Source organism: Streptomyces cirratus, from assembly GCF_014650775.1.
GTDB lineage: Bacteria > Actinomycetota > Actinomycetes > Streptomycetales > Streptomycetaceae > Streptomyces > Streptomyces cirratus.
This window is the reverse complement of record NZ_BMVP01000001.1, coordinates 432,600-455,761: the sequence shown is the minus strand read 5'-3', so window position 1 is coordinate 455,761 and position 23,162 is coordinate 432,600. Positions and strand designations below refer to the sequence as shown.

Below are 23,162 nucleotides of genomic sequence, written 5' to 3'. Positions count from 1 at the left end.
CCGGTCGCACGTCACAATGCCCACCACGTGCACGACTCCGGCGGCAACACCACCGTGCGCCCGTCCGTCTCCACCGGCGCGCTCGACAGGACGGGCCGCCCCGGCGCGGGCAGTTCGAGGGGGGCCGGCCGGCCGTTGAGGGTGCAGGCGAAGCCGGGCCGGGTGAACAGGAGCGCCCCCTCGGGCGCCGGCAGCCAGGTCAGCCCGCCCGCGTCGGGCGAGCCCAGCCCCGGCAGCGCGCGGCGCAGCTCCAGGGCCGCGCGGTACAGCTCCAGAGTGGAGTGTGGGTCACCCGTCTGGGCGGCGACGCTCAGCTCCGCCCAGTCGGCCGGCTGCGGGAGCCAGGTGCCGCCCGGCCCGAAACCGTACGGGGGCTCCTGGCCGGACCAGGGAAGCGGGATCCGGCAGCCGTCGCGCAACCCCTCCTGCCCGGCGGAGCGGCGGAAGGCCGGGTCCTGGCGCACGGAGTCCGGGAGGTCCACCACCTCCGGCAGGCCCAGTTCCTCGCCCTGGTACACGTACGCCGACCCCGGCAGCGCCAGCATCAGCAGCGCGGCGGCCCGCGCCCGGGCCAGGCTCCCGAACCGGGTCCGGTGCCGTACGACGTCGTGGTTGGACAGCACCCACGTCGTCGGCGCCCCCACGGAGGCGGTGGCGGCCAGGGACTCGTCGATGACGGTCCGCATCGCCGCCGCGTCCCAGGGGCAGTTCAGGAACCGGAAGTTGAATGCCTGGTGCATCTCGTCGGGCCGCACGTACAGCGCGAGCCGCTCCGAGGTCGGCGCCCAGGCCTCGGCGACCCCGATCCGCGCGCCCTCGTAGGAGTCGAGCAGCCGACGCCAGGAGCGGTGGATCTCATGGACCCCGTCCTGGTCGAAGAACGGCAGCGGCTGCGTGCCGATCAGCGTCGCCTGCGCGCCGTGCCCGATGTCGGGCATGCCTGCGGCTTTGACCATTCCGTGCGCCACGTCGACGCGGAACCCGTCCACCCCCAGGTCCAGCCAGAACCGCATCACCGAGGCGAACTCCTCGGCGACCTCCGGGTGGTCCCAGTTGAGGTCGGGCTGCTCGGGGGCGAACAGGTGCAGGTACCACTGCCCGTCCTCCACCCGGGTCCAGGCCGGCCCGCCGAACACGGACTCCCAGTCGTTCGGGGGCAGCGCACCGCCCGGGCCGCGCCCCGGCCGGAAGTGGTAGCGGGCCCGCGCCGCCGGATCGGCGAGTGCCGCCCGGAACCAGGGGTGCCGGGCGGAGGTGTGGTTCGGCACGACGTCCACGATGACCCGCAGCCCCAGCGCGTGGGCGGCCCGGACCAGGTCGTCGGCGTCGGAGAGGTCACCGAACAGGGGGTCGACGGCGCGGTAGTCGGCGACGTCGTAGCCGCCGTCCGCCTGCGGCGAGACGTAGAAGGGGGTCAGCCACAGGGCGTCGACCCCGAGCCGGGCCAGGTGCGGGAGCCGCTCGCGGACGCCGCGCAGGTCGCCCACGCCGTCGCCGTCGCTGTCGGCGAAGGACCGTACGTACACCTGATAGATGACGGCATCGCGCCACCAGCCGCCGTTCGCGGTCCCGTCGCTGGAAGCGCTTGCAAGCCGGGACGCGGTCAGCTCATGGGTCATATCGGGGTCAACGCGAGCACCCGCCCCCTGGTTGCGGGCCCGACGACTCGAAGGTGGGGCGAACCAACAGCAAGCGGCGGCAACCGTACGGACACACGGATGTAACGATCACCAGCACTTGCAGAAAGTTGCCGCAAGGTCTTTCGGTCGGCTTTCAGTCTTGTTACGTTCCTGGCAACTCGGGACCGCGAGGAAGCGGCCGGGATCATCGAAGGAGTTCATATGCGGCGTGGCATAGCGGCCACCGCGCTGGTCGCGACCCTGGCGCTCGCGGCGACGGCTTGCGGTGGGGACACCAAGGACAACGGCGGCGACACCCAGTCCGGCGGCGAACTCTCCGGGACCGTCACGTGGTGGGACACCTCCAACGACGCGGAGAAGGCCAGCTTCCAGAAGATCGCCGAGGCGTTCACCGCGAAGCACCCGAAGGTCACCGTCAAGTACGTCAACGTGCCCTATGGCGACGCCCAGAACAAGGTCAAGAACGCCTTCAGCAGCGGTTCCGAAGCCCCTGACGTGATCCGCGCCGACGTCGGCTGGGTCGCCGACTTCGCCTCGCTCGGCTACCTGGACGAGGTCCCCGCCGACACGGTGAAGAAGGTCGACGCCGAGTTCCTGCCGCAGGCCGCCGCCAGCGGCAAGTACGAGGGCAAGACCTACGCCGTCCCCCAGGTCATCGACACCCTCGGCCTGTTCTACAACAAGAAGATGCTCGCCGATGCCGGCGTTCAGCCCCCCAAGACGCTGGAGGAGGTCAAGACCGCCGCCGCCGCCATCAAGGCCAAGACCGGCAAGGCCGGCCTCTACCTGCGCGGCGACGACTCCTACTGGTTCCTGCCGCTGATCTACGGCGAGGGCGGCGACCTCGTCGACGCGAAGAACAAGACGGTCACCGTCGACAACCCGGCGGGCGTCAAGGCCTTCAAGACGGCCCGTGACCTGGTCACCTCCGGCGCGGCGATCACCAACGCCACCGACGGCTGGACCAACATGCAGACCGCCTTCAAGTCGGGCGAAGCCGCCATGATGATCAACGGTCCGTGGGCCGTGGCCGACACCTACGCGGGCGACCAGTTCAAGGACAAGACCAACCTCGGCGTCGCGCCCGTCCCGGCCGGCTCCGTCAAGGCCGGCTCCCCGCAGGGCGGCCACGACCTCGCCGTCTACGCCGGTTCCAAGAACCGCGCCGCCTCGCACGCCTTCGTCGAGTACATGACCTCGCAGGAGGTGCAGGTCCAGTCCGCGAAGGAGCTGAGCCTGCTGCCGACCCGCACGGCCGCCTACGAGCAGCCGGACGTCAAGTCCAGCGAGATGGTCCAGTTCTTCAAGCCGGCCGTGGACAAGGCCGTCGAGCGCGCCTGGATCCCGGAGAACGGCTCGCTCTTCGAGCCGCTCAAGGTCGAATACACCAAGGCCGTCACCGGCGCGGCGACCCCCGAGGACGCGGCCAAGGCGGCCGGCGTCGAGTTCCGCAAGATCCTCAAGGGCTGGAAGTAGAAGAGAAGATGGCTGCTCACACCAGCCAGTCGGTGGCGAAGGCCGCGGACGACGAGGGGCCTGACGCCCCCGCCGTCCGCGGCCGGAGCCGCATGACTGACAAGCGCGGCGGAGCGAGGCGCGCCCTCGCCACCCACTGGTACGCCTGGGCCATGATCGCCCCGGTGGTGCTCGTGCTCGGCGTGATCATCGGCTGGCCGCTCGTGCGGGGCGTCTACCTCTCGCTGACCGACGCCAACGAACGCAACGTCGCCCGCACCATCGGCGCCAACCACATCGAGGCGACGTACAAGTTCGTCGGTCTCGACAACTACGCGGACGTCCTCGCCGACCCGGTGTTCCTGCAGCGGCTGGTGTGGACCATCACCTGGACCGTCCTGTGCGTGTCGATCACCTTCGCGCTCGGACTGGCCCTCGCCACCATGCTCAACCGCCAGTTCCGCGGCCGCGCCGCCTACCGCATGGCGCTCATCCTTCCGTGGGCCGTCCCCGGCTTCGTGTCCGTCTTCGCCTGGCGGTTCCTCTTCAACCGCGACAGCGGCATCCTCAACAAACTCCTCGACGGAGGCGGGATCTCCGCGATCCCGTGGCTCGACGACCCGACCTGGGCCAAGGTCTCCGTCATCGCCGTCAACGTCTGGCTCGGCGTCCCCTTCATGATGGTCGCCCTGCTCGGCGGACTGCAGTCCATCCCCGGCGAGCTGTACGAGGCCGCCGAGATGGACGGGGCCGCGCCCTGGCAGCGGTTCCGGCACATCACGCTGCCCGGGCTGCGGGCGGTGAGCATGACCGTGATCCTGCTCTCCACCATCTGGACCTTCAACATGTTCCCGGTGATCTTCCTGCTGACGCGGGGCGGACCCGGCGACTCAACGGAGATCCTCGTGACCCAGGCCTTCCGCGAGGCCTTCGTGTCCAGCCCGCGCGACTTCGCCGGCTCCGCGACCTGGGGCGTGCTGATCCTCGCCCTGCTCATGATCTTCGCGCTGGTCTACCGGCGCTCGCTGCGCAAGCAGGGAGAGGTGTGGTGACCGTGACGACCGACGTTTCCGTGCGCAAGCGGGGCGAGCGCTCACCGCTCGCGTCGACAGGTCTGCACGCCACCCTGATCGTCGCCTCCGTGATCGCCGTCTTCCCGGTGCTGTGGGTCGTGCTGACCTCCATCAAGCCCGCGAAGCACGCCATCTCCACGGACTTCGTGAAGGAACCCACCCTCGACAACTACCGCTACCTGGTGGAGTCGACCTCCTTCTTCACCTGGTTCGGCAACTCCGTCCTCGTCGCCGGCATCACCACGGTCCTCGGCGTGTTCATCGCCGCCACCACCGGATACGCGGTCAGCCGGTTCAAGTTCCCCGGCATGAAGCCGCTGATGTGGACCCTGCTGATCACGCAGATGTTCCCGATGGCCATCCTCATCGTCCCGCTGTACAACCTCATGGGACAGCTCGGACTGCTCAACCAGCCCCTCGGCCTGATCATCACCTACCTGACCATCGCCGTGCCGTTCTGCGCCTGGATGATGAAGGGCTTCTTCGACACCATCCCGGTGGAGATCGACGAATCCGGCCGCGTCGACGGGCTCAACCCCTTCGGCACCTTCTGGCGCCTCATCCTGCCCCTCGCCAAGCCCGGCCTCGCCGTCACCGGCTTCTACGCCTTCATCACCGCGTGGGGCGAAGTCGCCTACGCCTCCGCGTTCATGGTCGGCGACGAGCACCTCACCCTCGCCGGGGGCCTGCAGACCTTCGTCACCCAGTACACCTCCAACTGGGGTGCGATGAGCGCCGCTTCCGTCCTCATCGCCATCCCCGCGGCGTTCTTCTTCCTCTTCGCCCAGCGTCACCTCGTCGCCGGTATGACAGCGGGCGCGACCAAGGGCTGACCACCCTGCCCGCTTCCCGTTCCGGCCCGACCTCTCCAAGGACACCATGACCCAGCACCTCGCCGACGCACTCCCCGCCACGACCGCCACGCGGCCCGGCTGGTGGAGAGAAGCGGTGATCTACCAGGTCTATCCGCGCAGCTTCGCCGACTCCAACGGGGACGGCATGGGGGACCTCGAAGGCATCCGCAGCAGGCTGCCCTACTTGATGGAACTGGGCGTCGACGCCGTCTGGCTCAGCCCCTTCTACGCCTCCCCGCAGGCCGACGCCGGCTACGACGTGGCCGACTACCGGGCCATCGACCCCATGTTCGGCACCCTGCACGACGCCGACGCCGTGGTCCGCGAAGCCCACGCCCTGGGCCTGCGCATCATCGTCGACCTCGTCCCCAACCACTGCTCCGACCAGCACGAATGGTTCAAGCAGGCACTGCGCGAGGGGCCGGGCAGCCCGCTGCGCGAACGCTTCCACTTCCGGCCCGGGCGCGGGCCCGGCGGCTCACTGCCCCCGAACGACTGGGAGTCGATCTTCGGCGGGCCGGCCTGGACCCGGGTGGCGGACGGGCAGTGGTACCTGCACCTGTTCGCGCCCGAGCAGCCCGACTTCAACTGGGAACACCCCGCCGTCCAGGACGAGTTCCGCTCCATCCTGCGCTTCTGGCTGGACCTGGGCACCGACGGCTTCCGCATCGACGTCGCCCACGGCCTGGTCAAGGCCCCCGGCCTGCCCGACCTCGGCCGCGACGAGCAGCTCAAGCTGCTCGGCAACCAGGTGCTGCCGTTCTTCGACCAGGACGGGGTCCACGAGATCTACCGCTCCTGGCGCAAGGTGCTCGACGAGTACGCCGGCGACCGCATCGGCGTCGCCGAGGCGTGGACCCCGAGCGCGGAGCGGACGGCCATGTACCTGCGGCCCGACGAGCTGCACCAGGCCTTCAACTTCCACTACCTGAACACCGGCTGGGACGCCGTCGCGCTGCGCGGCGCCATCGACGACTCGCTGGACGCGATGCGGCCGGTGGGGGCGCCGACGACGTGGGTGCTGTCCAACCACGACGTCGTACGGCACCGGACCCGGTTCGGGAGCCTGGCCCGGGCGCGGGCCGCCGCGCTGCTGATGCTGGCGCTGCCGGGGTCGGCGTACGTGTACCAGGGCGAGGAACTGGGCCTGCCGGAGGTGGTGGACCTCCCGGATTCCGTGCGCCAGGACCCGTCGTTCTTCAAGGAGAACGGCCAGGACGGACTCCGCGACGGCTGCCGCGTGCCGATCCCGTGGTCCGGGACCGAGGCCCCGTACGGCTTCGGCGACGGTGGCAGCTGGCTGCCGCAGCCGGCCGACTGGGCGGGGCTGAGCGTCGAGGCGCAGACCGGCGACCCCTCCTCCACGCTGGAGCTGTACCGGGCGGCGCTGCGGATCCGCCGGGAGCGGGCCGAGCTCGGGGCGGGCGACGCGGTGCAGTGGCTGGACGCGCCCACCGGCGTACTGGCCTTCCGCCGGGGCGGGTTCGTGTGCACGGTCAACACGACGGGCGAGGCCGTACGGATGACCCCGCCCGGCACGGTGCTCCTCGCCAGCGGCGACGTGGCGGACCCGGGCGTCCTGGAAGCCGACACGGCGGTGTGGTGGCAGGGGTGAACTCCCCGCTCCGGCTGACGGACATCGCCGCGCAGGCCCGGGTCAGCGAGGCGACCGTCAGCCGTGTGGTCAACGGCAGGGCGGGCGTGGCGGCCGGCACCCGGCACAGGGTGCTGGCCGCCATGGACCTGCTGGGCTACGAGCGGCCGGTGCGGCTCAAGCGGCGCAGCAACGGCCTGGTGGGGCTGCTGATACCGGAGCTCACCAACCCCATCTTCCCCGCGTTCGCGCAGGTCATCGAGCAGGCGCTGGCGGGGCACGGGTACACGCCGGTGCTGTGCACGCAGACGCCGGGCGGGGCCACCGAGGACGAGCTGGTGGAGCAGCTGGAGGAGCGGGGGGTCACGGGGATCGTCTTCCTGTCGGGGCTGCACGCGGACTCGACGCTGGACCCTTCGCGCTACCAGCGGCTGTCCTCAAGGGGCGTCCCCTTCGTCCTGATCAACGGCTTCAACGAGCACGTCAACGCCCCGTTCATCTCCCCGGACGACCGGGCGGCCGCCGACATGGCCGTACGCCACCTGGAGGACCTGGGCCACCGGCGGATCGGGCTGGCGATCGGGCCGACGCGCTACGTCCCCTCGGCCCGCAAGGAGGCGGCGTTCGCCACCGCCGTGCCGGGGGCGGAGGGGCAGGGCCTGATCCAGCGCACGCTGTTCACGGTGGAGGGCGGGCACGCGGCGGGGGGCGCGCTGCTGGACCGCGGCTGCACGGGCATCGTGTGCGGCAGCGACCCGATGGCGCTCGGGGTGATCCGCGCGGCCAGGGAACGGGGCCTGCGCGTCCCCGAGGACGTGTCGGTGGTCGGCTACGACGACTCCCCGCTGATCGCCTTCACGGACCCCCCGCTGACGACGGTCCGCCAGCCGGTCCGCGCGATGGCCACGGCGGCGGTGGGAGCCCTCCTCGAAGCGGTGGCCGGCACCCCGGTCCAGCGCACGGAGTACGTCTTCCAACCGGAACTGGTGGTCCGTGGCTCGACGGGCCAGGCGCGGGCGCTGTAGCGCCCCCGCCCGGCCCCGGTGTGCCGCCGTGCGGCACACCGGCGCGCAGAGCGCTACACCGTCTGCAACCCGTCCGACACCGCCCCCGCAGAGGTCAGGCCGAGGAGGGCCGAGGCCGTCTGGAGGGGGGTGAGGGGGGTGGCCGGGCGGAGCGGGGTGGCGGAACGGCACGTGAAGCCGAGGGCCTTCATGGCCCGGGTGACCTCCGCGGAGCTGAAATCGCGGCGGTCCTGGCGGGTGACGGCCTCACCCACCTGCTTCACGGGGTACTGGCGTCGCCCGATGATGACGGAGTCGCCGGTGACCGGTTCGGGCTTGACGCCCTTCATCGCGTCCAGCACACCGTTCTTGGTGAGCTCGAACGGGAAACGGGCGATGACGCAGCGCATGGGACCTCACAGGGTGGGAGGGAACTGCCGGGAGGGGTGTGAGTCGTCCTAGGCGGCTGCGCCGAAGGACCGGCGGCGGCCGCGGCGGGCCGCGCCGCCGCGGCTGGTGCGCGCGGCAGCAGGCGCCGTGATGGTGACGGGAACGCCCGACGGGGCCTGGGCGCCGGTGATGCGGTTCAGTTCGGCCTCGCCGGAGCGCACCTGGGTCGTCTGGGGGGTGATCCCGGCGGCGGCCATCAGCCGCACCATGTCCCGGCGCTGGTTCGGGGTGACCAGGGTGACGACGCTGCCCGACTCCCCGGCGCGGGCGGTGCGGCCGCCACGGTGGAGGTAGTCCTTCGGGTCGGTCGGCGGGTCGACGTTGACGACGAGGTCGAGGTTGTCGACGTGGATGCCCCGGGCCGCGACGTTGGTCGCCACCAGGACGGTGACGTGCCCGGTCTTGAACTGCGCGAGGGTGCGGGTGCGCTGCGGCTGGGACTTGCCGCCGTGCAGCGCCGCCGCCCGTACACCGCTGTTCAGCAGGTCCTGCGTCAGGCGGTCCACCGCGTGCTTGGTGTCCAGGAACATGATCACGCGTCCGTCGCGGGCGGCGATCTCGGTCGTGGTGGCCTGCTTGTCGGCGCCGTGGACGTGGAGCACGTGGTGCTCCATCGTCGTGACCGCGCCGGCCGAGGGGTCGACGGAGTGCACCACGGGGTCGGTCAGGTAGCGGCGGACCAGCAGGTCGACGTTGCGGTCCAGCGTCGCGGAGAACAGCATCCGCTGTCCCTCCGGGCGCACTTGGTCGAGGAGGGCCGTGACCTGCGGCATGAAGCCCATGTCGGCCATCTGGTCGGCCTCGTCGAGCACGGTGATGCCCACCTGGTTCAGCCGGCAGTCACCCCGTTCGATGAGGTCCGCGAGCCGGCCCGGGGTCGCGACGACGACTTCGGCGCCGCCGCGCAGCGCGCTCGCCTGCCGGCCGATGGACATGCCGCCGACGACGGTGGCCAGCCGCAGTTTCAGCGAGCGGGCGTAGGGCGTCAGGGCGTCGGTGACCTGCTGCGCCAGTTCGCGGGTGGGTACGAGGACGAGCGCGAGCGGCTGACGGGGTTCGGCGCGCTGTCCCGCGGTGCGGGCCAGCATCGCGAGACCGAAGGCCAGGGTCTTGCCCGAGCCGGTGCGGCCGCGGCCCAAGGCGTCGCGTCCGGCGAGGGTGTTGGGGAGCGTCGCGCCCTGGATCGGGAACGGCACGCAGACCCCCTCGGCGGTGAGGGCGGCCAGCAGCTGCTCCGGCATGTCCAGGTCGGCGAAGGCCTCGACGGCCGGGAGCGCCGGCGTGTGGGTGACGGGCAGGGCGAATTCGCCCTGGAGCGCGGAGGGACGGCGGCCGTAGCCGCCGCCACCCGAGCGGCCGGTGCCTGCCGAGCGGCCCGCGCCGCCGGAGCGGGCGGGGGCCGGGGAGCCGAATCGGCTGCCGCGGCCGGCGGAGCCGGCGCTGGTGCGGGTGCGGGAAGAGCGGTCGTTCGTGCGTGTGCGGTTCATGCTGAACCTTCCTCGATACGGGGCGGCACGCGTCGAGGAAATTCAGCGGCGAAATAGTCGCGCGAATTCACAGGAACGAGCCGATTGAATGCGGACGGCGGTGGCGGCGTCGAATGCCGACCGAAATGCCGTGGTGCGGGGCGCCGTCGTGGATGCCGGGGTGCGACCGCTTTTCGGGCGGGAAATCCGGGGGGAGACAGGCGCCCCGTGCGTGCTCGCGCGGGCCGTCGGAGGCGGGCGGAGGCGGGGGGTAACGCAACGAGCTGGGGCCCGCACCCCAAGGTGCGGGCCCCAGCTGCGTGGTGATGCGTCAGCGTCAGGCGGTGACGATGTTCTCGGCGGTCGGGCCCTTCTGGCCCTGCGCGATGTCGAAGCTCACCTTCTGGCCTTCCTGGAGCTCACGGAAGCCCTGGGAGGCGATGTTCGAGTAGTGGGCGAACACGTCGGGACCGCCGCCCTCCTGCTCGATGAAGCCGAAGCCCTTTTCCGCGTTGAACCACTTCACGGTGCCATTAGCCATGTTGAATCTCCTTCGGGGCACAGCCCAGAGTCCGCACTGTGCGGATCTCAAGTCGCCGCGATGATCGCCCTCCCGGAAAATTCCGGCACACACGAGCCTTCCGCCGGATTTTCGTCCGGCGGTGGGGCTGAAAGTTTTGGGAACCACAACTGCAACTGAAATCACAGTAGCACGGTATGGCGGAGCAGGCGGCGGAAAAATGCCCGGTTGCGCCAGGAGGGGGGAAATGCTCATCGGGCCCGCTCCGCAATTCTGTGCTTGCCGCGACAGGTATGGGAAAAATTCGGGGGCGGATTTCCCGCAATATTCGGGGGCCGCGGCGGTCGGTGCGCGGGCGTGGCGGGGTGCCGGGCCCACCGACCCGCCCGGTGGGGCGCGGGAGCGTGCTCCCGGGGGCGACACGCGTAGGAAACATTTCTGCAATGTCTTGCGCAAGGTCTTGCAGGTGGTCCGTCCGGCACCTACGGTCGCTGCAATCCCCGCCTGTTCGATGCCTGTTCCCCGTCTGTTCTGCGCCTCTTCCGCCAGGAGGACCCCCCATGCCCGCAACCCCGCGCGTCCCCAGAGCCCTGCTCGCCGGCGCCGTGCTCGCCGCCGCGAGCGTCACGATGACCGCTCCCGACGCGGTGGCCGCCGCGCCCGGGGTGAAGGACGTCACCGCCGTGATGTTCGAGTGGCGGTTCGATTCCGTCGCCAAGGCCTGCCGGGAGGCCCTGGGGCCCGCCGGGTACGGGTACGTGCAGGTCTCGCCGCCGCAGGAGCACATACGGGGCGCGCAGTGGTGGACCTCGTACCAGCCCGTCAGTTACAAGATCGCCGGGCGGCTCGGGGACCGGGCCGCCTTCAAGGGCATGGTGGACGCCTGTCACGCCGCCGGGGTGAAGGTCGTCGCCGACTCCGTCATCAACCACATGGCCGCCGGCGACGGGACCGGCACGGGGGGTTCTTCGTACACGAAGTACGACTACCCCGGCCTGTACTCCGGCTCCGACATGGACGACTGCCGGGCGACGATCTCGAACTACACCGACCGCGCCGACGTCCAGAACTGCGAGCTCGTTCAGCTGGCCGACCTGGACACCGGCGAGGACCACGTGCGGGGGCAGATCGCCGGGTACCTCAACGACCTGCTCTCCCTCGGCGTCGACGGCTTCCGGATCGACGCGGCCAAGCACGTGCCCGCCGCCGACCTCGCCGCGGTCAAGTCCCGGCTGACCAACCCGAACGCCTACTGGAAGCAGGAGGCGATCTACGGGGCGGGGGAGGCCGTCCAGCCGAACGAGTACCTCGGCAACGGCGACGTCCAGGAGTTCCGCTACGGCCGCGACCTCAAGCGGGTCTTCGAGAACGAGAACCTGGCGTACCTCAAGAACTTCGGCGAGGCCTGGGGGTACATGCCCAGCGGGCAGGCGGCCGTGTTCGTCGACAACCACGACACCGAACGCGGCGGCGACACCCTCAACTACAAGTACGGCGCCGACTACACCCTCGCCAACGTGTTCATGCTGGCCTGGCCCTACGGCTCACCCGACGTGCACTCCGGCTACGAGTGGACCGACAAGGACGCCGGTCCGCCGAACGGCGGGACCGTCAACTCCTGTTACTCCGACGGCTGGAAGTGCCAGCACGCCTGGCGGGAGATCTCCTCCATGGTCGCCTTCCGCAATACGGCGCGCGGCCAGGCCGTCACCGACTGGTGGGACAACGGCGCGGACCAGATCGCCTTCGGGCGCGGGGCGAAGGCGTACGTCGCGATCAACCACGAGACCTCGGCCCTGACCCGGACCTTCCAGACCTCCCTCCCGGCCGGCGCCTACTGCGACGTGCAGAGCGGGCGGACGGTCACCGTCGGCGCGTCCGGGCAGTTCACGGCGACCCTCGGCGCGAACACGGCCGTCGCGCTGCACGTCGGGGCCCGCAGCTGCGCGGGGGCCGCCCCGGCCGGCGCCTCGTTCGCCGTGAACGCCACCACCGTCCCGGGCCAGAACATCTACGTCACCGGTGACCAGAGCGCCCTCGGCAACTGGAACACCGGCAGCGCCCCGCTGCTCGATCCGGCGGCGTACCCCGTCTGGAAGCTCGACGTCACCCTCCCGGCCGGGACCGCCTTCGCGTACAAGTACCTCCGCAAGGACGCGGCCGGGAACGTCACCTGGGAGAGCGGTTCCAACCGCACCGCCACCGTGCCCGCCGACGGCAAGGTCACGCTGACCGACGCCTGGCGCGGCTGACCCCCTTCCAAGGAGATCCGCAGTGATACGCCCCGTCGTCGCAGGAGTGCTCGCGGCCGCCCTGGCCGTGACGTTCCTGCCCGCCCTTCCGGCGGCGGCCGCCGCCAAGGCGCCACCGCCCCCGCCCCCGGACGCGAAACTCGCGGCCGAGCCCGCCCGCCACGACCTGACCCGGGAGCAGTTCTACTTCGTCCTGCCCGACCGGTTCGCGAACGGCGACCCGCGCAACGACCGGGGCGGCCTGACCGGCTCCCGGCTGGAGACCGGCCTGGACCCGACGGACAAGGGCTTCTACCAGGGCGGTGACCTCAAGGGGCTGACGGACCGGCTCGACTACATCAAGGGGCTCGGCACCACCGCCATCTGGATGGCGCCGATCTTCAAGAACCAGCCGGTGCAGGGCACGGGCAACGACGTCTCGGCCGGCTACCACGGCTACTGGATCACCGACTTCACGCAGGTCGACCCGCACTTCGGCACCAACGCCGACCTGGAGCGCCTCATCGACAAGGCGCACCAGAAGGGGATGAAGGTCTTCTTCGACGTCATCACCAACCACACCGCCGACGTCGTGGACTACCGGGAGGGCTCCCACGACTACCTCTCGAAGGGCGCCTTCCCGTACCTGACCAAGGACGGGGTGCCCTTCGACGACCACGACTACGCCGACGGGAAGCGGAAGTTCCCCGCGACCGGCCCCGGCTCCTTCCCGCGCACCCCCTTCGTCCCCGAGGCGAAGAAGAACCTCAAGTCCCCGGCCTGGCTGAACGATCCGTCGATGTACCACAACCGCGGCGACTCGACCTTCGCGGGCGAGTCCGCCGAGCAGGGCGACTTCTCCGGCCTGGACGACCTGTGGACCGAGCGTCCCGAGGTCGTCAGCGGCATGGAGAAGATCTACGAGAAGTGGGTCGCGGACTTCCGTGTGGACGGCTTCCGCATCGACACCGTCAAGCACGTCGACACCGGGTTCTGGACCCAGTGGGCGACCGCGCTCGACGCGTACGCGGCCCGGCACGGCCGGAAGAACTTCTTCATGTTCGGCGAGGTGTACTCCGCCGACACCGCCGTCACCTCCCCCTACGTGACCCGCGGCCGCCTCGACGCCACCCTCGACTTCCCGCTCCAGGACGCGATCCGCGCCTACGCCTCCCAGGGCGCGGCGGCCGGGCGGCTGGCCTCCGTGTTCGGCGACGACTACCGGTACACCACCGACAAGGCCAACGCCTACGAGCAGGTGACCTTCCTCGGCAACCACGACATGGGCCGCTTCGGTTCCTTCCTGGAACAGGACCGGCCCGCGGCGACGGAGCAGGAACTGCTCGCCCGCTACCGCCTCGCCAACGAACTGATGTTCCTCTCCCGCGGCAACCCGGTGGTCTACTCCGGCGACGAGCAGGGCTTCACAGGCTCCGGCGGTGACAAGGACGCCCGCCAGCCGCTGTTCGCGACGCGCATCGCCGACTACCTGGACGACGACCAGCTCGGCACCGCCCGCACCCACGCGAGCGACGCCTACGATCCGCAGCACCCGCTCTACCGGCAGATCAGCGCCCTCTCGAAGCTGACCAAGGACCACCCCGCCCTGCGCGACGGCATCCAGAGCGAGCGGCTCGCCGACGGCTCCGTGTACGCCTTCGCCCGTACGGACGCCCGCAGCCGCACCGAGTACCTGGTGGCCGCCAACAACGGCGACCAGCCCCGCACCGTCACGCTCGACGCCCCGGCCGGCGCCCTCTACCGCACCCTGTACGGCGGCTCCGCCACCCTCCGCGCCGACGCCGCCGGGAAGCTCACCGTCACCGTCCCCGCCCTCGGCTCGGTGGTCCTCCAGGGCGCCACGCCCCTGCCGGCCCCCGCCGGCCGGCCCGCCGTCACCCTCAAGGCCCCGGCGGCGGCCACCGGCACCGTCGAGCTCACCGCCGACGTCACCGGCGGCGCCCTCGACCGCGTCGTCTTCGCCGCCCAGAGCGGCACCGGGCCGTGGCAGGTCCTCGGCTCCGCCGACCACGCCCCGTACAAGGTCACCCAGTACGTGACTGCGCCCGCCGGCACCCCCCTGCGCTACAAGGCCGTCGTCATCGACGCCTCCGGCCGTACCGCGAGCGCCATGGCCGCCTCCACGGCCGGGCAGGCCCCTCCCGTGGACGTCCCCACCGCCACCGCGCGCGACTACGCCGTCGTGCACTACCACCGGCCCGACGGCGACTACACGAACTGGCGGCTGTACGCCTGGGGCGACCTCGCGGACGGGGAGGCGACGCCCTGGCCCGCCGGACACGACTTCACCGGCCGTGACGCGTACGGCGCCTTCGCCCACGTCCGGCTGAGGCCCGGCGCGTCCTCCCTCGGCTACCTCGTGATCGACAAGGACGGCACCAAGGACGTCTCCGCCGACCGCACCCTTGACGTGACGAAAACCGGCGAAGTCTGGCTCGAACAGGGCCAGGAAGCCGTCCGCACCGACCGCCCCGCCTACCCGCCCCAGGACACCACCAAGGCGGTCCTCCACTACCAGCGCCCCGACGGCGCCTATGACGGCTGGGGCCTGCACGTCTGGACCGGGGCCGCGAACCCGACCGACTGGTCCCAGCCGCTCACGCCCACCCGCACCGACTCCTTCGGCGCGATCTACGAGGTCCCCCTCGCCGCCGGCGCCACCAGCCTGAGCTACATCCTCCACAAGGGCGACGAGAAGGACCTCCCCACCGACCAGTCCCTCGACCTGAGGGCCACCGGCCACGAGGTGTGGATGCTGGGCGGCCGCGAGAAGTACCTCCTGCCGCAGCCCGCCGGTTCTGCCGCCGCCCTGGACCTCACCAAGGCCGAGGCCGTCTGGATCGACCGCGACACCGTCGCCTGGAACGCCCCCGCGGCCGCCGCCTCCGTACAGCTCCTCGCCTCCCGCGAAGGCGCCGTCACCGCGGCCGACGGCATCCTCCACGAGGCCGGCGCGCAGTGGCTGCGGCTGAACCGCTCCCAGCTCACCGCCACCCAGAAGCAGAAGTTCCCGCACCTGGCCTCGTACGCCGCCTACACCGTCGACCCCCGCGACCGCGACCGCGTCCGGGGTGCCCTGCGCGGCCAGCTCGTCGCGAGCGCCCGCGCCGCGAACGGCGCCGTCCTGGCCGCGACCGGAGTGCAGCTCGCCGGGGTCCTGGACGACCTGTACGCCACCACCACCCCCCTCGGCCCCGTCTTCAAGGACGGCCGCCCCACCCTGTCGGTGTGGGCGCCCACCGCCCAGCAGGTCTGCCTCGAACTCGACGGCCGGACCGTCGCCATGCACCGCGACGACACCACCGGCGTCTGGTCGGTGCGCGGCGAGCGGAGCTGGAGCGGCAAGCGCTACCGCTACGCCGTCACCGTCTGGGCCCCGGCCGTCCGCCAGGTGGTCCGCAACCTGGTCACCGACCCGTACTCCACCGCCCTGACCACCGATTCGACCCACAGCCTGGTCGCGGACCTCGCCGACCCGAAGCTGGCGCCGCCCGGCTGGCGCGAGCTGCGCAAGCCCGCGCCCGTGCCCTTCACCTCCGCGCAGATCCAGGAACTCCACATCCGGGACTTCTCGATCGCGGACCGCACCTCCGCCCACCCCGGCCAGTACCTGGCCTTCACCGACACCGGCTCGGCCGGCGTGCGGCACCTGCGCGAACTGGCCGCGTCGGGCACCTCGTACGTGCACCTCCTGCCGGCCTTCGACATCGCCACCATCCCCGAGAAGCCGTCCGACCGCACCGAACCGGCCTGCGACCTCAAGGTCTACGCCCCCGATTCGGAGCAGCAGCAGGCCTGCGTGGCGGCCGCGGCCGCCAAGGACGCCTACAACTGGGGCTACGACCCGCTGCACTACACGGTGCCCGAGGGCTCGTACGCCAGTGACCCCGAGGGCACCGCCCGCACCGTGGAGTTCCGGCGCATGGTGCAGTCGCTGAACGGGGCCGGGCTGCGCACCGTCATGGACGTGGTCTACAACCACACGGCGGCGTCGGGCCAGTCGGACAAGTCCGTCCTGGACCGCATCGTCCCCGGCTACTACCAGCGGCTGCTCGCCGACGGCAGCGTCGCCACCTCCAGCTGCTGCTCCAACACGGCCACCGAGAACGCCATGATGGGCCGTCTCGTCGTGGACTCCGTCGTCACCTGGGCCAAGCAGTACAAGGTCGACGGTTTCCGCTTCGACCTGATGGGCCACCACCCGAAGGCCAACATCCTCGCCGTGCGCGCCGCCCTCGACGCGCTGACCGTCGAGAAGGACGGCGTCGACGGCAAGAAGGTCATCCTCTACGGGGAGGGCTGGAACTTCGGCGAAGTCGCCGACGACGCCCGCTTCGTGCAGGCCACGCAGAAGAACATGGCCGGCACCGGGATCGCCACCTTCTCCGACCGCGCCCGTGACGCGGTCCGGGGCGGCGGCCCCTTCGACGACGACCCCCGAGTCCAGGGCTTCGCCTCCGGCCTGTTCACCGACCCCAACACGGCCCCCGCGAGCGGGAGCCCCGAGCAGCAGCGGGCCCGGCTCCTGCACGACCAGGACCTGATCAAGGTCGGGCTGACCGGCAACCTCGCCCCGTACACCTTCACCGACACCACCGGCCGCCGCACCAAGGGCTCCGAGCTCGACTACAACGGCGCCCCGGCCGGGTACGCGGCCGCCCCCGGCGACGCCCTCGCGTACGCCGACGCCCACGACAACGAATCGCTGGCCGACGCCCTGACGTACAAACTCCCCGCCGGGACACCGGCCGCCGACCGGGCCCGGATGCAGGTCCTGGCCCTGGCCGTCACCACCCTCTCGCAGGGCCCGTCCCTGTCGCAGGCCGGCACCGACCTGCTCCGCTCGAAGTCCCTGGACCGCAACTCCTTCGACAGCGGCGACTGGTTCAACGCCATCCACTGGGACTGCCACGACGGCAACGGCTTCGGCCGGGGCCTGCCGCCCGCCGCCGACAACCGGGCCAAGTGGCCTTATGCGAAGCCGCTGCTGACCACTGCGCCCCCCGGCTGCGCCGAGATCGACGGCGCCTCGGCCGCCTACCGCGACCTGCTGCGCATCCGCACGACGGAACCCGCCTTCGCGCTCACCACGGCAGAAGCGGTCCAGTCGGGCGTGGCGTTCCCGCTGTCGGGGACGGCGGAGACACCCGGCGTGATCACGATGACCGCGGGGGACCTGGTGGTGGTCTTCAACGCCACGCCCACCGCGCAGAACCAGCGCGTGACGGCACTCGCGGGCACCGCCTACACCCTGCACCCGGTGCAGGCGGCCGGCGCCGACAGCACGGTCAAGCAGGCGACGTACGACGCCGCCACCGGCGAGTTCAAGGCCCCGGCCCGCACGGTCGCGGTCTTCACCCGGGGTCGCCACTGACGGACCGCCGTCCCGGGCCGGCCCGAGGTGGTGGCGCGCCGCCGCGCCACCCACCTCAGGCCACGTCCAGGCGCCGCTCCAGCAGGATCACCCCGTACACCCGGCCGTCCGCGGCCTGCTTGGACGGGCACTCGCCGACGACCCGGTAGCCCGCGTCCCGGTAATAGCCCAGCAGCCGCGGATTGGTCGAGACGCAGTCCAGCCGCGAGCGCTCGCGCCCCGTCCGGGCGATCCGCCACTCGGCGTGTTCGAGTATGCGACGGCCGGCGCCCGAGGGCGCGGCCTCGCGCTCCACCATCAGCCGGTGCACGTAGCCGGCCACGGGCGGCTGCACGCCCCAGGCCTCTTCGTCGGACCACCACAGCTCGTACGCGCCGACGACGCGGCCGTCGGCGTCCTCCGCCAGCCACACCTCACCGTCGCGCATCCGCGCACGGAAGTGCGCCACGTCCTTCTCGCCGGGCTTCCACTGGTCGATCCCGTTCTTGCGCATCCACCGGGCGGCCTGGTCGTACAGCTTCACCAGCGTGCCGGCGTCCTTCTCCCCGGCCTGCCGGAACAACATCCCGTCGTCAATGATCACGCGGGCATTATCACGCGGCGCCCGCGCCACGTCATGATCACCGGGAGCCGGGAACCAGCGCCGCCAGGCGTCCCACGAGCACGCCGAACGGCCCGTCGGCCGGCTCCGAGGAGAGGATGCGCACCAGGATCTGGGCCATCTCCTCGTCGTAGGCGGCGCTCACGGCGGCCAACGCGGCGAAGTCGTGCACCAGTTGGAGTTCCAGCTCGGAGCGCGGGATGCGGCGCCCGTCCAGCCAGATCAGCGCCGTGGACTCGGCGAGCGACACCCACGACCGCACGACGAGCTCCAGCCGCGCGGGCGGAGCGTCGGGCGAGACGCCCAGGTGCTTGAGGATCTCCTCGTACGCGGCCTGCCGCACCTCGTCGATCATCGCGTTGGCGCGGCTGCTGCCGACCGCCGGACCGCCCCGCATCAACGCCGAGAACCCGGGCCCGTGGTCGTCGACGAACGCGAAGAACCGCCCCATCACCCTCAGCAGCCGCGCCCCGAGCGGCCCCTCCTGCGGCTCCACGAACCGCAGCGCCAGCTCGTCGGCCGCCCGGCGCAGCGCCGCCTCGTACAGGCTCAGCTTGCCGGGAAAGTAGTGGTAGACGAGCGGCCGCGATATGCCCGCGGCCGCCGCGATCTCGTCGATCGACACATCGTCGGGAGACCGGTGGCTGAACAGCTCCAGGGCCACCCCTATCAGCTGTTGCCGCCGCTCCTCGACACCCATCCTGCGCCGCACCCCGGTTGTCATGCGGACACCCTACTTCCACTCCGGGGCAGCCCCCGGCGGGGTGTGCGCGCCGCTACAAGTCCAGGACCAGGCGCTCCGATGCGGCGCGGGAGACGCACAGGAGCATGGAGTCCTCGCGCTCGGCGTCGGTGAGGAGGTCGTCGCGGTGTTCCACCTCCCCTGCCAGCACCCGGTGCCGGCAGGTTCCGCAGAAACCCTGCCCGCAGGAGTACGGGGTGGCGGGCAGGGCGCGGTGCACCGCGGCCAGGGCGCTCTCGTCCGCCGCTACCTCCACCGCGGCGCCGGAGCGGTGCAGTTCGATCGTGAAGGCCTTCGCCCCGCCCGTGGGCGTCGAGGCGGTGAAGCGTTCCAGGTGCACCGCCGACGGATCCGCGGCGGCGGCCAGGACCGCGTCCATCAGCGGCTCCGGGCCGCAGCAGTAGACCGGGACGCCGGTGGCCGCGGCGAGCCGGCCCAAGTCCGGCAGGCCCGCTTCGTCCTCGGGGACGAGCGTCACCCGGTCCCCGTACGGAGCGAGTTCCGCGAGGAACGGCATCGAGGCGCGGGTACGGCCGCCGTAGAGCAGCGTCCAGTCGGCTCGCGCCGCGGTGGCCGCCCGCAGCATCGGCAGGATCGGGGTGATGCCGATCCCGCCCGCCACGAACACGTACGCCGGGGCGGTCACCAGGGGGAACCTGTTGCGGGGCGCCCGCACCCGCAGCACGGCGCCTTCCACCAGGTGGGCGTGCGCCTCGGCGGAGCCGCCGCGGCCGCCCTCGACGAGCCGGACCGCGATCGTGTAGCGGCCCTTGTCCGCGGGGTCGCCGCACAGGCTGTACTGGCGCACCAGCCCCGAGGGCAGTACGACGTCGACGTGCGCCCCCGGGGCCCAGGCGGGCAGTTCCGGTGACTCCAGGGTCAGTTGGACGACGCCCTGCGCGGGCTCGCTCCGCGCGACGACCGTGGCCCGCAGCAGCCTGCGCGGGGAATGGCCCGAGACCGGGTTCTCCAGGGCCGGCAGCGGCCACAGGGGGGAGCGCCGGATGCGGCGGCGCAGGGCGCGCCGGGTCAGGAGCGCCGCGCCCGCGGCGGCCGTGAGGGTCAGGGCGCGCCTCATGCCCGCACCCCGCCGTGCGGGCCGTGTGCTCCGTGCGCGCCGTTCGCTGCGTGCGCGCCGTTCGCGCCGGGAGAGGTGGCGAGGTAGGCCACGGCCTGGGCCGTCGAGCCCTCCTGCGAAGGGTGGTAGCTACGGGAGAGATAGGCCGGGATGGACTTGAGCATCGAGCCCGTGGAAGGGAGCACGCCCTGCTGCCCGGCCCGGAAGAGCTGGCCCAGGGAGGCTTTGGCGGCAGGGAGTTCGGGGTCGTTCTCCATGAAGTAGCGGGCGCCGCGCTGCCACAGGAACGTCAGGGCCGCGAAGGCCGTCGCCCAGGTCCGCACCCGGCGGCGGTAGCCGCCGTCGACGTGCATGAAGAGGTCGAAGGCCACCGAGCGGTGTTCCACCTCCTCCGCCCCGTGCCAGCGCAGCAGGTCCAGCATCATCGGATCGGCGCCCCGGCGGTCGAGTTCGTCCGCGTTCAGGACCCAGTTGCCGAGGAACGCGGTGTAGTGCTCGACCGCCGCGATGATCGCGACCCGTTCCATCAGCCACCACTTGCGGGCCCTGCCCGGGGGCAGGGTCCGGTCGCCGAGCAGCTTCTCGAAGAACCAGTCGACCTGCGCCGTGTACGGGGTCGGGTCCAGGCCGAGCCGTTTCAGGTGCGGCAGTACGTCGTCGTGTGCGGCGGCGTGCATGGCCTCCTGGCCGATGAAGCCGACCACGTCCGCCCGCAGCCGCTCGTCCGTGATGAGCGGGAGCACCTGCTTGTAGACGTGGACGAACCAGCGCTCCCCGGCGGGCAGCAGCAGGTGCAGGACGTTGATGGTGTGTCCGGCGAACGGGTCGCCGGGCAGCCAGTGGAGCGGGGTGTCCTCCCAGGAGAAGGACACGTTCCGCGGCTGGAGGCCCCTGCGGTCGTACAAGCCTATGTGTTCCGACGCCACGGGGGCGGGAGCGTGCGGCGTATTAGACATGCTGTCAATGTACTGAGGGGTAGCGGGGAGCAGAACCCCTGTGCGCCGGGATTTTCCACCCCCGCGTGCCTGCGGTCAGCGCAGGGCTTCCGCCTTCGTGCCGTCCGTCAGCCTGCCCGAGAGGTCCACCTGGGCGCCCTGCGCAGCCTTCACCGCGAGGCGGTTCCCGTTCGCGCTCCCGTTCACTCCGCCGCCCGACGCCGAGAGGGAGCTGAACTGGGCGCTGCCCGCGGCCACCACGTACCACTGGCCCGCCTTCGACTTCCACAGCACGCCCGCCAGTACCCGGGGCTCCCGCGGACCGCACGCCGGGGAGCCCTCCGCCTTGGCCGCCTGGGCCGCGAGCGGCGCCCCCGGAGCCAGGAACTGGGCCTGGACCCGGTCCGCGGTGCCCTGCCAGGTCTCCGCCCGGCTGCACAGCCAGGTCGCCGTCCCGTCGCCCTCGGGTAGCGGCTGCTTGGCGTACGTCCAGGCGTTGACGCTGCGGACCCCGTGCGAGCGGACCGACGGCAGCAGGCACGCGGTCCGGGACCACTCGCCCAGCTCGGCCGGCTCCGTCACGTCCCGCTCGGCGCCCGGCGCGCCCGAGGTCAGGCGGGCCGGGGTCAGTTCGCCCAGGTCCGTCACCAGCCGGGTCGCGCCGTCGCCGGTCAGGGCCAGCGCGTTCCAGCTCGTACAGCTGCCCGCCGGGGCGGGTCCGGGCACCGGCGGCGTCGTCCCGTCCGGGGTCAGTTTCAGCACCGACGGGGATTCACCCGGCTTGAGCAGGTCCCGCAGCGAGGCACCGAGCACCCAGGGGGCGGTCAGGTAGCGGACGTTGCCGTCGACCCGGCTGAGCACCAGGGCGGTCGCGGTGTCCGCCGAAGCCCCGTCCGTACGGGCGAAGTCGAGGGCGGCTCCGGCGGTCCCACTGCGCGGCTCGGCGTACCGGACCACGCGCAGCCCGTCGTACAGCAGGACCACCACCGCCTGGTCCACAGCGCCCGCGAACAGCAGCTGCGGCGGGCCCATCGGCGGTCCCGACGGCGTGCCCGGGGTGGCCGAGACGACCACCGCGCGGCCGGGGCGCGCCCACACGGCGAGCGCCCGGCGCAGCAGCGCGGTGTCGCCCGAGCGGTCGCCGCGGGCCGGCCAGGCCGAGAAGTCCGTACGGGAGGAGGTGCGCCAGAGCGTCGGCGAGACCCGGACCAGCTGACCGGGGTCCAGCGCCTGCTCCGCCACGGCGTTCTTCGCGTACGGCGGGGCGGCGGGTCCGTCCGACCCCCAGCCGCCGCCCGGCAGCGCCAGCAGTGCGCCGCACACCGCGAGGGCGGCCGCGGCGGCGATCCCGGCCCGCGTGAACCGGCGCCGCCGCAACAGGTCGGTGGGCCGGGCCTGGAGCACGCACGGATCGAACTCCGGCGAGGCGAAGAGGGCGTCGTGCACCGGGTCCCCGGACTCCGCGACCGCCCCCGTCGGGTTGGCCACCCCGGCGTCGGCGAGCACCCTCAGGACGTCCGGCTCCGTCAGCCCCTCCAGCGCCCGCAGCACGCAGGCCGCCCGCCCGGGACCGCTCAGGGTGGTCAGCCACTGGTCCAGCGCCAGCTCCTCGGCGCCGCCCGAGCGCGGGAACAGCCGCAGCCCCCACACCTGGGGGAGGACCCGGGGCAATTGCCCGCGCAGCGGCAGGGCCCGGAAGGTGAACGGGACACCCGCCTCCAGGGCGGAGCGCAAGACCCGCAGCCGCACGTACGGGTACCCCGACTCGGGGCCCTCCAGCCCGCCCCGCTGCGCCGGGACCCCGCCGCGCACGGCGGAGGCGTCGCTGCCGCGCCGGCCGCGCGGCAGGGCCCGCTGGGTCAGCGAGTGGGCGGTGAGCACCCGCCGGTTGCGCCCGAGGGAGGGCGGCAGCACCAGGTAGGCGAGCCGCACCAGCCGCGGGTAGTGCTCGACGATGGCGGCCTCGGCCTGCTCCAGGCCGGGCGTCAGGGGAGGCTGGGGGCGGGTGGCGGTATCCGGCGCAGTCACGTTCAGCAGAACGAGCGAATCGTCGGATGGTCACCCGCTTCCAGCGCACCCGTTCGGGCGGTTCCGCGCGGCGGCCGGGTGACCTGGTTCGCCTCG

The 23,162-nt window shown here is 72.1% G+C and carries 16 protein-coding genes; 7 read left to right on the top strand and 9 right to left on the bottom strand.

Annotated elements, in window-relative coordinates:
- Nucleotides 1-11 precede the first annotated feature (11 nt).
- Nucleotides 12-1,619 (bottom strand): glycoside hydrolase family 13 protein, encoded by a 1,608-nt coding sequence (locus IE207_RS02075; RefSeq protein WP_190182245.1) that lies wholly within the window; start codon nt 1,617-1,619, stop codon nt 12-14.
- A 222-nt stretch (nt 1,620-1,841) separates the two neighbouring features.
- Here IE207_RS02075 and IE207_RS02070 point away from each other — a divergent pair, with 222 nt between their 5' ends.
- From IE207_RS02070 to IE207_RS02050, 5 genes are read left to right on the top strand one after another with little or no spacing between them, the layout of a single operon-like run.
- A complete protein-coding gene (locus IE207_RS02070; protein WP_190182244.1) occupies nt 1,842-3,116 on the top strand; it encodes an extracellular solute-binding protein in 1,275 nt (424 codons plus the stop codon).
- A gap of 8 nt (nt 3,117-3,124) precedes the next feature.
- Nucleotides 3,125-4,147 (top strand): carbohydrate ABC transporter permease, encoded by a 1,023-nt coding sequence (locus IE207_RS02065; protein ID WP_190182243.1) that lies wholly within the window; start codon nt 3,125-3,127, stop codon nt 4,145-4,147.
- Nucleotides 4,144-5,001: a sugar ABC transporter permease gene (locus IE207_RS02060; RefSeq protein WP_190182242.1), complete on the top strand. Its 858-nt coding sequence runs from the start codon at nt 4,144-4,146 to the stop codon at nt 4,999-5,001. The genes IE207_RS02065 and IE207_RS02060 overlap by 4 nt, the downstream gene beginning before the upstream one ends.
- Nucleotides 5,002-5,047: 46 nt before the next feature.
- The gene (locus IE207_RS02055) at nt 5,048-6,637 is read left to right on the top strand and encodes a glycoside hydrolase family 13 protein (protein WP_190182241.1); all 1,590 of its coding nucleotides are present in this window, start codon (nt 5,048-5,050) and stop codon (nt 6,635-6,637) included.
- Complete coding sequence (locus IE207_RS02050) at nt 6,625-7,641, top strand: LacI family DNA-binding transcriptional regulator (RefSeq protein ID WP_229873241.1); 1,017 nt, start codon at nt 6,625-6,627, stop codon at nt 7,639-7,641. Before IE207_RS02055 ends, IE207_RS02050 begins: the two co-directional genes overlap by 13 nt.
- Nucleotides 7,642-7,694: 53 nt before the next feature.
- Here IE207_RS02050 and IE207_RS02045 read toward each other — a convergent pair whose 3' ends face one another.
- The 3 genes from IE207_RS02045 to IE207_RS02035 all read right to left on the bottom strand — a co-directional run bounded on the left by IE207_RS02045 (nt 7,695) and on the right by IE207_RS02035 (nt 10,077).
- On the bottom strand, nt 7,695-8,030 hold the full coding sequence (locus IE207_RS02045) for an SCO5918 family protein (RefSeq protein WP_190182239.1): 336 nt from the start codon (nt 8,028-8,030) through the stop codon (nt 7,695-7,697).
- Between the two features lie 48 nt (nt 8,031-8,078).
- Nucleotides 8,079-9,557 carry a DEAD/DEAH box helicase gene (locus tag IE207_RS02040; RefSeq protein WP_190182238.1) on the bottom strand — a complete coding sequence of 493 codons (1,479 nt, stop codon included), beginning with the start codon at nt 9,555-9,557 and terminating at the stop codon, nt 8,079-8,081.
- 316 nt (nt 9,558-9,873) lie between these two features.
- On the bottom strand, nt 9,874-10,077 hold the full coding sequence (locus tag IE207_RS02035) for a cold-shock protein (RefSeq protein ID WP_053678014.1): 204 nt from the start codon (nt 10,075-10,077) through the stop codon (nt 9,874-9,876).
- A gap of 539 nt (nt 10,078-10,616) precedes the next feature.
- Here IE207_RS02035 and IE207_RS02030 point away from each other — a divergent pair.
- Both IE207_RS02030 and pulA read left to right on the top strand, forming a co-directional pair.
- Complete coding sequence (locus IE207_RS02030) at nt 10,617-12,308, top strand: carbohydrate-binding module family 20 domain-containing protein (protein ID WP_190182237.1); 1,692 nt, start codon at nt 10,617-10,619, stop codon at nt 12,306-12,308.
- A gap of 22 nt (nt 12,309-12,330) precedes the next feature.
- The gene (pulA, locus tag IE207_RS02025; protein WP_229873240.1) at nt 12,331-17,682 is read left to right on the top strand and encodes a pullulanase-type alpha-1,6-glucosidase; all 5,352 of its coding nucleotides are present in this window, start codon (nt 12,331-12,333) and stop codon (nt 17,680-17,682) included.
- 55 nt (nt 17,683-17,737) lie between these two features.
- Here pulA and IE207_RS02020 read toward each other — a convergent pair whose 3' ends face one another.
- The 5 genes from IE207_RS02020 to IE207_RS02000 form a co-directional block, all read right to left on the bottom strand.
- Complete coding sequence (locus IE207_RS02020; RefSeq protein ID WP_190182236.1) at nt 17,738-18,265, bottom strand: GNAT family N-acetyltransferase; 528 nt, start codon at nt 18,263-18,265, stop codon at nt 17,738-17,740.
- Between the two features lie 37 nt (nt 18,266-18,302).
- Nucleotides 18,303-19,007: a TetR/AcrR family transcriptional regulator gene (locus IE207_RS02015; protein ID WP_190182235.1), complete on the bottom strand. Its 705-nt coding sequence runs from the start codon at nt 19,005-19,007 to the stop codon at nt 18,303-18,305.
- 52 nt (nt 19,008-19,059) lie between these two features.
- Complete coding sequence (locus IE207_RS02010; RefSeq protein ID WP_190182234.1) at nt 19,060-20,103, bottom strand: PDR/VanB family oxidoreductase; 1,044 nt, start codon at nt 20,101-20,103, stop codon at nt 19,060-19,062.
- A complete protein-coding gene (locus IE207_RS02005) occupies nt 20,100-21,059 on the bottom strand; it encodes a metal-dependent hydrolase (RefSeq protein WP_190182233.1) in 960 nt (319 codons plus the stop codon). The genes IE207_RS02010 and IE207_RS02005 overlap by 4 nt, the downstream gene beginning before the upstream one ends.
- 75 nt (nt 21,060-21,134) lie before the next feature.
- Nucleotides 21,135-23,066: a hypothetical protein gene (locus IE207_RS02000; RefSeq protein WP_229873238.1), complete on the bottom strand. Its 1,932-nt coding sequence runs from the start codon at nt 23,064-23,066 to the stop codon at nt 21,135-21,137.
- Nucleotides 23,067-23,162 lie beyond the last annotated feature (96 nt).

What these genes read in the sequence shown, in the direction of transcription:
- IE207_RS02015 (WP_190182235.1), bottom strand. Translation starts at nt 19,007, where the DNA reads ATGACAACCGGGGTGCGGCGCAGGATGGGTGTCGAGGAGCGGCGGCAA.
- IE207_RS02045 (WP_190182239.1), bottom strand. Translation starts at nt 8,030, where the DNA reads ATGCGCTGCGTCATCGCCCGTTTCCCGTTCGAGCTCACCAAGAACGGT.
- IE207_RS02055 (WP_190182241.1), top strand. Translation starts at nt 5,048, where the DNA reads ATGACCCAGCACCTCGCCGACGCACTCCCCGCCACGACCGCCACGCGG.
- IE207_RS02030 (WP_190182237.1), top strand. Translation starts at nt 10,617, where the DNA reads ATGCCCGCAACCCCGCGCGTCCCCAGAGCCCTGCTCGCCGGCGCCGTG.
- IE207_RS02035 (WP_053678014.1), bottom strand. Translation starts at nt 10,077, where the DNA reads ATGGCTAATGGCACCGTGAAGTGGTTCAACGCGGAAAAGGGCTTCGGC.
- IE207_RS02010 (WP_190182234.1), bottom strand. Translation starts at nt 20,103, where the DNA reads ATGAGGCGCGCCCTGACCCTCACGGCCGCCGCGGGCGCGGCGCTCCTG.
- IE207_RS02070 (WP_190182244.1), top strand. Translation starts at nt 1,842, where the DNA reads ATGCGGCGTGGCATAGCGGCCACCGCGCTGGTCGCGACCCTGGCGCTC.
- IE207_RS02065 (WP_190182243.1), top strand. Translation starts at nt 3,125, where the DNA reads ATGGCTGCTCACACCAGCCAGTCGGTGGCGAAGGCCGCGGACGACGAG.
- IE207_RS02040 (WP_190182238.1), bottom strand. Translation starts at nt 9,557, where the DNA reads ATGAACCGCACACGCACGAACGACCGCTCTTCCCGCACCCGCACCAGC.
- IE207_RS02005 (WP_190182233.1), bottom strand. Translation starts at nt 21,059, where the DNA reads ATGTCTAATACGCCGCACGCTCCCGCCCCCGTGGCGTCGGAACACATA.
- IE207_RS02075 (WP_190182245.1), bottom strand. Translation starts at nt 1,619, where the DNA reads ATGACCCATGAGCTGACCGCGTCCCGGCTTGCAAGCGCTTCCAGCGAC.